The organism is Geodermatophilus amargosae, assembly GCF_900116515.1.
Lineage (GTDB): Bacteria > Actinomycetota > Actinomycetes > Mycobacteriales > Geodermatophilaceae > Geodermatophilus > Geodermatophilus amargosae.
Genome location: NZ_FPBA01000001.1, coordinates 534427 through 543771, shown reverse-complemented (window position 1 = coordinate 543771; position 9345 = coordinate 534427). Strand labels below are relative to the sequence as shown.

9 protein-coding genes and 1 riboswitch are annotated in these 9345 nt (G+C 75.6%); of the genes, 4 read left to right on the top strand and 5 right to left on the bottom strand.

From position 1 onward, the window contains the following. Positions 1-91 precede the first annotated feature (91 nt). The 3 genes from BM414_RS02590 to BM414_RS02580 all read right to left on the bottom strand — a co-directional run bounded on the left by BM414_RS02590 (position 92) and on the right by BM414_RS02580 (position 2611). Positions 92-1747 (bottom strand): AMP-binding protein, encoded by a 1656-nt coding sequence (locus tag BM414_RS02590; protein WP_093577824.1) that lies wholly within the window; start codon positions 1745-1747, stop codon positions 92-94. Further along, positions 1744-1971, bottom strand: coding sequence for a hypothetical protein (locus BM414_RS02585; protein WP_093577823.1), 228 nt, complete (start codon positions 1969-1971; stop codon positions 1744-1746). The genes BM414_RS02590 and BM414_RS02585 overlap by 4 nt, the downstream gene beginning before the upstream one ends. A gap of 67 nt (positions 1972-2038) precedes the next feature. Continuing rightward, a complete protein-coding gene (locus BM414_RS02580) occupies positions 2039-2611 on the bottom strand; it encodes a hypothetical protein (protein WP_245784417.1) in 573 nt (190 codons plus the stop codon). 58 nt (positions 2612-2669) lie between these two features. Between BM414_RS02580 and BM414_RS02575 the strand changes: the two genes are divergently transcribed. Next, a complete protein-coding gene (locus BM414_RS02575; RefSeq protein ID WP_093577916.1) occupies positions 2670-4931 on the top strand; it encodes a helicase C-terminal domain-containing protein in 2262 nt (753 codons plus the stop codon). Between the two features lie 42 nt (positions 4932-4973). After that, positions 4974-6659, top strand: a complete 1686-nt coding sequence (locus tag BM414_RS02570) for a DNA repair helicase XPB (RefSeq protein ID WP_093577822.1) — start codon at positions 4974-4976, stop codon at positions 6657-6659. Between the two features lie 111 nt (positions 6660-6770). Here the strand turns inward: BM414_RS02570 and BM414_RS02565 are convergent, their stop codons facing one another. Next, positions 6771-7031 (bottom strand): hypothetical protein, encoded by a 261-nt coding sequence (locus BM414_RS02565; protein ID WP_093577821.1) that lies wholly within the window; start codon positions 7029-7031, stop codon positions 6771-6773. Positions 7032-7219: 188 nt separating this feature from the next. Further along, positions 7220-7285, top strand: a riboswitch (guanidine-III (ykkC-III) riboswitch). A 10-nt stretch (positions 7286-7295) separates the two neighbouring features. Here BM414_RS02565 and BM414_RS02560 point away from each other — a divergent pair. Next, complete coding sequence (locus tag BM414_RS02560) at positions 7296-7610, top strand: DMT family transporter (RefSeq protein ID WP_093577820.1); 315 nt, start codon at positions 7296-7298, stop codon at positions 7608-7610. Positions 7611-7747: 137 nt separating this feature from the next. Continuing rightward, the gene (locus BM414_RS02555; protein ID WP_093577819.1) at positions 7748-8068 is read left to right on the top strand and encodes a hypothetical protein; all 321 of its coding nucleotides are present in this window, start codon (positions 7748-7750) and stop codon (positions 8066-8068) included. A gap of 3 nt (positions 8069-8071) precedes the next feature. Here the strand turns inward: BM414_RS02555 and BM414_RS02550 are convergent, their stop codons facing one another. Then, positions 8072-9265, bottom strand: coding sequence for an aminotransferase-like domain-containing protein (locus BM414_RS02550; RefSeq protein WP_217644484.1), 1194 nt, complete (start codon positions 9263-9265; stop codon positions 8072-8074). Between the last annotated feature and the right edge of the window lie 80 nt (positions 9266-9345).

Here is a 9345-nt window from a genome sequence, read left to right as displayed (position 1 = left end):
TGAGCAACCTCGAGATCATCCGCTGCCTCAAGCGCTACATCGCCCGCGAGATCCACCACGTCCTGACCGCTTGACGAGGCATAGGAGCATCTCAGGCGTTCCTGATGGCCGCCGCGGCCTCGAGACCCAGCTCCTGCACCGACGCCTCACGCATCTCGACCTTGCGCACCTTGCCGGTCACCGTCATCGGGAACGCGTCGACGACCTTGACGTAGCGCGGGACCTTGTAGTGCGCGAGCCTGCCGGCGCAGAACTCGCGCAGCGCCTCCGGGGTGAGCGGCTCGGCGCCCTCCCGCAGCCGCACCCAGGCCATGAGCTCCTCGCCGTACCGCTCGTCGGGGACGCCGATCACCTGCGCGTCGACGACGTCGGGGTGGGTGTAGAGGAACTCCTCCACCTCGCGCGGGTACACGTTCTCCCCACCGCGGATGACCATGTCCTTGATCCGGCCGACGATGTTGAGGTAGCCGGCCTCGTCCATGACGGCGAGGTCGCCGGTGTGCATCCAGCGGGCGGCGTCGATGACGTCGGCGGTCTTCTCCGGCTCGTCCCAGTAGCCGAGCATCACCGAGTAGCCGCGGGTGCAGAACTCCCCCGGGGTGCCGCGCGGCACGGTGATGCCGGTCGTGGGGTCGACCACCTTCACCTCGAGGTGCGGGTGCACCCGGCCGACGGTGGCGGTGCGGCGGTCGAGGTCGTCGTCGGCGCCGGTCTGGGTGGAGACCGGGGAGGTCTCGGTCATGCCGTAGCAGATGGTCACCTCGGTCATGCCCATCTCGGCGACCACCCGCTTCATCACCTCCACCGGGCACGGCGAGCCGGCCATGATGCCGGTGCGCAGGCTGGAGAGGTCGTAGGTGCCGAAGTCGGGCAGCGCGAGCTCGGCGATGAACATCGTCGGGACGCCGTAGAGGGAGGTGCAGCGCTCCTCCTGCACCGCCCGCAGCGTGGCCGCCGGGTCGAAGGCGGGCGCCGGGACGACCATCGTGGCGCCGTGCGAGGTGGCCCCGAGGTTGCCCATCCCCATGCCGAAGCAGTGGTAGTAGGGCACCGGGATGCAGATCCGGTCGGCCTCGGTGTAGCCGCAGCCCTCGCCCACGAAGAACCCGTTGTTGAGCAGGTTGTGGTGGCTGAGCGTGGCGCCCTTGGGGAAGCCGGTCGTCCCCGACGTGTACTGGATGTTGATCGGGTCGTCGGGCGAGAGCTCGGCGGCGCGGCGCTCGAGCAGGCCGCGGTCGGCGGCGCGGCCGGTGGCCAGCAGCTGCTCCCACTCCGGGTCGCCGAGGAAGAGGACCTCGCGCAGGCCGGGGCAGTCGCCGCGGACCTCGGCCACCATCGCCCGGTAGTCGCTGGTCTTGAACTCGGGCGCCGCGACGAGCACGGAGATCCCGGCCTGTTTCAGCACGAACGCCAGCTCGTGCGTGCGGTAGGCCGGGTTGATGGTGACCAGGACGGCGCCGAGCTTGGCGGTGCCGTACTGGACGAAGACCCACTCCGCGCAGTTGGGCGCCCAGATGCCGACCCGGTCGCCCTTGTGCACGCCGAGGGCGTCCAGGCCGAGGGCGCAGGCGTCGACGTCGGCGACCAGCTGCGGATAGGTCCAGCGGCGGCCCGTGGCGCACTCGACGAGCGCCTCGTGGTCGCCCACCCGCGCCGCCGTCCGGTCGAGGTCGGCCCCGATCGTGTCCCCCAGCAGGGGGACGGCAGAGGTGCCGCTCGCGTAGGACGGCAGCGCGGGCGTGCTCACGGCCGCCGGTTCTCGGGCAGCTGGACGCCGGCCCGGTTGGGCTTGTCCGTGGGGTGGGCATACCGGATCCGGTCGACCGGCAGCGGGAAGCTGTGGTCCTCGCCGAAGGGCGACAGCCCACCGGCCATCTCACTGACCAGCTCGGTCACCGGCGGACCGGCGTCCTCGGACTGACCCCAGGTCGGCTCGACCAGGTGAGCGTGCTTCTCCTTGCGCTTGGCCATCTCGCCTCCGTCTACCGGGCGCACCGGGCGGTGCGCGCGTCGTCGCCATTCTGGCGGCTCGCTGGTCCTACCCGCACGAGCCCCGCTCTCCCGTGTCCCGGCGAGCCGAACGCCGGGCCGAGCGCGCGCCGTAGAGGGTGGGCAGCCCCTCGGCGGTCAGCACCCACTGCCCGGTACCCACCGGCGCGAGCCGCACCTCCCCGCCGTCGAGCTCCTGCACCTGGCGGGTGCGCCAGACCGAGGTGCTCACCAGCCGCAGCCGCACCGGCTCGTGCGTGGGGTCCCACTCGTCGTAGCCCTCGGGCTCGAAGGCGACGATCGCCGGCCCCGCGATGCGCAGCAGCCCGCGCTGCCACGGGACGGCGCCCAGCGCCCGACGCCAGCGCAGGGCGCGGGCCAGCGCGCCGAGCCCGGCGAACGCCGCCCCCGCGCCGCCGACGACCAGGACGACGACGACCATGCCGGCCAGCGGCACCGGGCGGCCGCGGTCCTCGGCGAGGCTGATCGCGACGGCGCCGAGCAGCACGGCCAGGACGACGGCGATCACGCCACCGGCCAGCCAGCGCAGCGCACCGGCCCGGTAGCCCTCCAGCGCGGCACGGGTGTGCGGGTCGTCGGCGGCCGGCAGCACGGTGTCCATGCTCGCAGCCCCCGTCGGCCGGCGGCACCGGCGCCCGCGGCGACGTAGCGTGGTCCGGATGCCTGCCGACCGTCCCGCCACGCTGGCCGCGTGGCTGCGCACCCGCAGCGACGCCCAGCTCGCGGCGCTGCTGGCCGCGCGGCCCGACGTGGCCCGGCCCGCGCCCTCCGACGTCGTGGCGCTGGCCAGCCGGCTGGCGGTGCCGGTGTCGGTCGACCGGGCGCTCGACGACCTCGACGCGGCCACCCTGCAGGTGCTCGACGTCGTGCTGCTCGCCCCCACCGACGGCGTGCCCGCCGAGGACGTGCACGCCGCGCTGCCCGGGCTGCCCGACGACGTCGTCGACGCGGCGGCCGGGCGGCTGACCACGCGGGCGCTGCTGTGGGGCGAGGACGTCCTGCACGCCCCCGACCAGGTGCGCCGCGCGGTCCGGTACCCCGCGGGGCTGGGCCGCCGGGCCGCCGAGCTGCGGGTGGCGCTGCCCGCGGACCTGCCCGCCGCCGTCGGCGCGCTGGACCCCGGCGAGCGCGGGGTGCTCGAGCGGCTGGCCGGCGACCGCCCGGTCGGGCACCTGCCCGAGACCGGCGGCCCCGGCGCCTCCCCGGCCCGGCGGCTGCTGCAGGCGGGCCTGCTGGCCCGCATCGACGCGCTCAACGTCGAGCTGCCGCGGGAGATCGGCCTGTACCTGCGCGGCGACCGGCCCTACGGCCCGCCGCGGCTGCGCCCCGAGCCGGCCACCGTGGAGCGGGATCCCGCCGTGGTCGACCGGCAGGCCGCGGGCGCCGCGCTCGAGGTGGTCGGGCGGGTCGGCGAGCTGCTGGCGGTGCTCGAGGAGGAGCCGGCCGGGTTGCTGCGCAGCGGCGGGGTCGCCGTCCGGGACCGCAAGCGGCTGGCGAAGGCGCTGACGGTGTCGGAGACCGATGCCGGCTGGCTGCTGGAGCTGGCCTTCGCCGCGGGGCTGCTCGACGTCGGCGGTCCGCACCGCGACGAGTGGCTGCCCACCCGCGGCTACGACCTGTGGCGGGAGCAGCCGCTGCCCGACCGGTGGGCGGCGCTGGCGGCCGGCTGGCTGGACAGCACGCGGCTGCCCTCGCTGGTCGGCTCGCGCGACGTCGCCGGCAAGGCGGTCAACGCGCTGTCCCCCGACCTCGTGCGGCACACCGCCCCGGCGATCCGGCGCTCGGCGCTGACCGCGCTCGTCGACTCCCCGCCCGGGCGCGGGCTGGCCCCCGACGACCTCGTCGCGCTGCTGCGCTGGCGCACCCCGCGGCGGGCCGACCGGCTCGCGCCGGTTCCGGACATGCTGGCCGAGGCCGGGCGGGTCGGCGTCCTCGTGGGCGGCGTGCTGTCCGCCGGCGGGCGCGGCCTGCTGACCCGCGGCGAGGAGGGCGCCGCCGACGGGATGCAGGGGCTGCTGCCCGAGCCGGTCGACCACGTGCTCGCCCAGCCCGACCTCACGCTCGTCGCCCCCGGCCCGCTGGTGGCCGAGCTCGCCGACACCCTCGCCGTCGTCGCCGACGTCGAGTCCTCGGGCGGGGCGACGGTGTTCCGGGTGTCGGAGTCCTCGGTCCGGCGGGCCCTGGACGCCGGGTGGTCGGCCACCGACCTGCACGACCTGTTCACCCGCGCCTCCCGGACGCCGGTGCCGCAGGCGCTGGACTACCTCGTCGACGACGTCGCGCGGCAGCACGGCCGGCTGCGCGTGGGCGCCGTCGAGTGCTACGTGCGCTCCGACGACCACGGCCTGCTGTCCCAGGTGCTCGGCGACCGGCGGACCGCGAACGCCGAGCTGCGCCGGCTCGCCCCGGGCGTGCTGGTCAGCGGGCTGGGCGCCGACGAGGTGCTCACCGTGCTGCGGCAGGCCGGGTACGCCCCGGCCGGGGAGTCGCCGGGCGGTGCGGTCCTCACCCGGCCCCCGGCCCGTCCCCGCGCGGCAGGACGGCGCCCCGGGGCCCCGCCGTCGCCGGCCGGCCGCCCGCTCACCGAGGCGGAGGCCGCTGCCACCGTCCGCGAGATCCGCGCCGGCGACGCCGCCCTCGCCGCCCGCCCGGCCACGCCCGTGCGGCAGGTCCCCGGCGTGACCACCGCGGGCACCCTGGAGCTGCTGTCCCGCGCGATCCGCGAGGGCATCCCGGTGTGGCTGGGCTACGTCGACGCGCAGGGCAGCGGCAGCCAGCGCGTGGTGCAGCCGGTGTCACTGGCGGGTGGTTTCCTCCAGGGGTGGGACGAGCGCCGGCAGGAGAACCGCACCTTCGCGGTGCACCGGATCACCTCGGTCGCGCTGGCCGACGAGGAAGCAGCGGCCGCCGGCAACGGTTGACCTGACAGACGCCCACCCTGCGAGGAGAGGCAACCCATCCCCGTGAACGACGGACCCCTCATCGTCCAGTCGGACAAGACGCTGCTGCTCGAGGTCGACCACCCGGCCGCCCGCGAGTGCCGCGCGGCCATCGCTCCGTTCGCCGAGCTCGAGCGCTCGCCGGAGCACGTGCACACCTACCGGGTCACCCCGCTGGCGCTGTGGAACGCGCGCGCCGCCGGGCACGACGCCGAGCAGGTCGTCGACGCGCTGGTGCGCTTCTCGCGCTACCCGGTGCCGCACGCGCTGCTGGTCGACGTCGCCGACACGATGGACCGCTACGGCCGGCTGACCCTGGTCAACCACCCGGTGCACGGGCTGACGCTGGCCACCACCGACCGCGCCGTGCTCGAGGAGGTCATCCGCTCCAAGCGGGTGGCGCCGATGCTCGGTGCGCGCATCGACCCCGACACGGTCGTCGTCCACCCCTCTGAGCGCGGTCGGCTCAAGCAGGCGCTGCTCAAGGTGGGCTGGCCCGCCGAGGACCTCGCCGGCTACGTCGACGGCCAGGCGCACCCGATCGAGCTGGACCAGGAGGACTGGCACCTGCGGGACTACCAGCAGGAGGCCGTCGAGGGCTTCTGGGCCGGTGGCTCGGGCGTCGTCGTCCTGCCGTGCGGCGCGGGCAAGACGCTGGTCGGCGCCGCGGCGATGGCCCAGGCCAAGGCGACCACGCTGATCCTGGTCACCAACACCGTCTCGGGGCGGCAGTGGAAGCGCGAGCTGATCGCGCGCACGTCGCTGACCGAGGAGGAGATCGGCGAGTACTCCGGTGAGCGCAAGGAGATCCGCCCGGTCACCATCGCGACCTACCAGGTGATGACGACCCGCCGGAAGGGCGAGTACCGGCACCTGGACCTCTTCGACGCCCAGGACTGGGGCCTCATCGTCTACGACGAGGTGCACCTGCTGCCCGCGCCGATCTTCCGGCTCACCGCCGACCTGCAGTCCCGCCGCCGGCTCGGCCTCACCGCCACGCTGGTGCGCGAGGACGGGCGCGAGGACGACGTCTTCTCCCTCATCGGGCCCAAGCGCTACGACGCGCCGTGGAAGGACATCGAGGCCCAGGGCTACATCGCCCCGGCCGATTGCATCGAGGTGCGGGTCGGTCTCGACGACGAGGAGCGGATGACCTACGCCGTCGCCGAGCCCGAGGAGCGGTACCGGATCGCGGCGACGGCGACGTCGAAGCTGCCGGTGATCCGGCGCGTGCTCGAGCGGCACCCCGACGAGCAGAAGCTGGTCATCGGGGCCTACCTCGACCAGCTCGACGAGCTCGGGCGGGCGCTGGACGCCCCGGTCATCCAGGGCTCGACGACCAACAAGGAGCGCGAGCGGCTGTTCCAGGCCTTCCGCGTCGGGGAGATCAAGACCCTGGTGGTGTCCAAGGTCGCCAACTTCTCGATCGACCTGCCCGAGGCCGCCGTCGCCGTCCAGGTGTCGGGGACCTTCGGGTCGCGGCAGGAGGAGGCGCAGCGGCTCGGGCGCGTGCTGCGGCCCAAGGCCGACGGCCGGCAGGCGCACTTCTACACGGTGGTCAGCCGCGACACCCTCGACGCCGAGTACGCCGCCCACCGGCAGCGCTTCCTCGCCGAGCAGGGCTACGCGTACACGATCGTCGACGCCGCCGACCTCGCCGGACCGGGCGAGGTCAACGGCCCCGACTGGGTCGACGAGCCCGCCGACTGACGAAGGACCCCGCTGTCCCCCACCACTCGCGAGCTCGCGGTGGGACCCTGCAGCGGGGCCACACCTCTCGCCGCGGCCCCTGGTCCTCGTGACCCGGGGGCCGCGGTCGTCTCACTCCTCGGTGAGCTCGTGCAGGACGTCGGCGGCGTCGGCGTTGCCCTCCTGGGCGAGCCGGCGCAGCTCGGTGAGGTCGTCCAGCTCGCTCGCCCGCTGCACGAGCTCGTCGGTGGCGTCGCGGGAGCCGCGGTCGGCCAGCCGGCGCAGCTCGGCCAGGTCGCCTCGCTCACCGGCGACCTCGATCAGCTCGTCGACGGCGTCGCGGTCTCCCGTCGCCGCGCGCCGGCGGAGGTCGGCGTACTCGGCGTCGCTCATGCCTGCAGGATGCTCCCGTGGGCGGTGGACGGGACCTCCATCGGCTGCCGAGCGGCACGGCGCCACGGCGCGCTCCCGGGACGTACGTGTCCGCCACCGTGCCGGGCGCCGCGGTGTCTGCCGGACCGGCCGCGCAGGGCGGTGGCCGTTCTCACCAGCCGGCGCCGTCCGGGGCGTGCGAGGGTGGAGGCGGGTCCGCGGTGGACTCCCGGACGAGCGGCGCCGTACCCGGACAGCGACAAGACGGCAGCCTCGGGAGTCGTCGTGTCCTGGTTCGTCCTCGTGCTGTCCGGTGTCCTCGAGGCCGTGTGGGCGACCGCCCTCGGCCGCACGGAGGGCTTCACCCGACCTGCACCCACGGTGGTGTTCGTCCTCGGCCTGGTGGCCAGCATGCTGGGGCTCGCGTACGCGATGCGCAGCCTCCCCGTCGGGACGGCGTACGCGGTCTGGGTGGGCATCGGGGCGGCGCTGACCGCCGGCTACGCGATGGCGTCGGGTCAGGAGCCGCTGTCGGCGCTGCGGGTGCTGCTCCTGCTGGGCATCGTCGCGTGCGTGGTGGGGCTGAAGCTCACGCACTGACCCGGCACGTCCGCCCCGCGCAGCAGGGCGGTGAGGTGGTGACGGTGGGTCCCCGGCGTCCGGCGCGGCACCTGCCGGTGCCCTGGACAAGATCCCTGCCCGGGCTGCCCCGGGCGTCCAAGACTACCGTTCCTGGGGTGCTGCCTGCCAAGGACCTGCCGGACCTCGTCCGGCGCCGCCTGTGGGAGCTGGGGATGACCGTGCACGAGGTCTCGCGCCGCGCGCGGGGGACCATCGCGCCGGAGGTCATCGAGCGGCTCGCCCGCTCCCGCGGGCGCGCCTTCATCAGCGCCCGCCTCGCCGGGCACCTGGCCCGTGTGCTCGACGTGCCGGAGAACCGGGTGCGCCGCGCCGCCGACCTGCCCGAGGTGCACGACCCGCGCGCGGACGTCCCCACCGGCCCGCACCTGCGCCTGGTCACCGACGAGTTCAGCGACCGGGCCGCCGGCAGGGCCTGAGCCTCAGAGCACGGTCGCGAGCCGGCGCATGCCCTCGGCGATCGTCCCGGCCGTGTTCGTGGTGAACGACAGGCGCAGCGTCGCGCGGTCCGGCGTCCCGGCGGAGAACGGCGCCCCGGGCACGAAGGCGACGTCGGCGGCCAGCGCGTCCCGCAGGACGTCGGCGGTGTCGACGTCGTCGGGGAGCCGGGCCCAGACGAACATGCCGCCGTCGGGGTCGGTCCAGGTGCTCCCGCTCGGGAGGGTGCCGGGCAGCGCGGCCACCATCGCGTCGCGGCGCTCGCGGTAGGCGGCGCACAGCCGCCGCACGTGGGCGTCGAGGTCGGTGGCGGCCAGCCAGGCGGCCGCGGTGGCCTGGTCGAGCGTGGAGGTGTGCAGGTCGGCGGCCTGCTTGGCCACGGTGAGCACCCGCAGCAGCGCTGCCGGGGCGCGCAGCCAGCCCAGCCGCAGTCCGGGTGCGGCGAGCTTGGAGAAGCTGCCCAGGTACAGGACGCGGTCGGCGGCCCCCGGCTGGGTGGCCAGCGGGGCGACCGGCTCGCCGCGGTAGCGCAGCTCGCCGTACGGGTCGTCCTCGACCACCCACAGGCCCTCCCGCGCGGCGATCGCGGCGACGGCGGCCCGGCGCTCCGCGGGCAGCGTCCGTCCGGTCGGGTTGGCGAAGGTGGGCACCAGGTAGAGCAGCGTGGGCCGCTCGCGGGCGACGACGTCGGCCAGCGCGTCCGGGTCGATGCCGGACGCGTCCGAGGGCACGGGGACGACGCGGGCGCCGGCCAGCGAGAAGCACTGCAGCGCGGCCAGGTAGGTCGGGTCCTCGACGGCGACCACGGCACCGGGATCGAGCAGTGCCGTGGCCACGAGGGTGAGCGCCTGCTGCGAGCCGGTGGTGACCAGCAGGTCGGCCGCGTCGGTCGGCAGGCCGCGGGCGCTCACGCGGGCGGCCACCTGCGCGCGCAGGTCGGGGTCGCCCTCGGTCGGTGCGTACTGCAGGGCGCGCCGGGCGCCGGGGCCGGAGAGGACGGCGTCGGCGGCGGCGCGCAGCCCCTCGACGTCGAACAGCTCCGGCGCGGGCAGGCCGCCGGCGAAGGAGATCACCTCGGGGCGGTCCAGCAGCGCGAGCAGCTCGCGCACCGGCGAGCTGGCCACCCCGCGCAGGCGGGCGGCGGGCGCGGGGGTCGGGGCGGACGCCAGGGAGGTCACGGGGGCTCCTGCGGGAGAGGTTCGACGGGCGGGACGGCGGGGCGCTCGGAGGCGGGTGAGCCGGTGCGCGGGCCGGGGCT

What these genes read in the sequence shown, in the direction of transcription:
- BM414_RS02565 (WP_093577821.1), bottom strand. Translation starts at nt 7,031, where the DNA reads ATGAGCGACGCCGAGTACGCCGACCTCCGCCGGCGCGCGGCGACGGGA.
- BM414_RS02575 (WP_093577916.1), top strand. Translation starts at nt 2,670, where the DNA reads ATGCCTGCCGACCGTCCCGCCACGCTGGCCGCGTGGCTGCGCACCCGC.
- BM414_RS02580 (WP_245784417.1), bottom strand. Translation starts at nt 2,611, where the DNA reads ATGGACACCGTGCTGCCGGCCGCCGACGACCCGCACACCCGTGCCGCG.
- BM414_RS02585 (WP_093577823.1), bottom strand. Translation starts at nt 1,971, where the DNA reads ATGGCCAAGCGCAAGGAGAAGCACGCTCACCTGGTCGAGCCGACCTGG.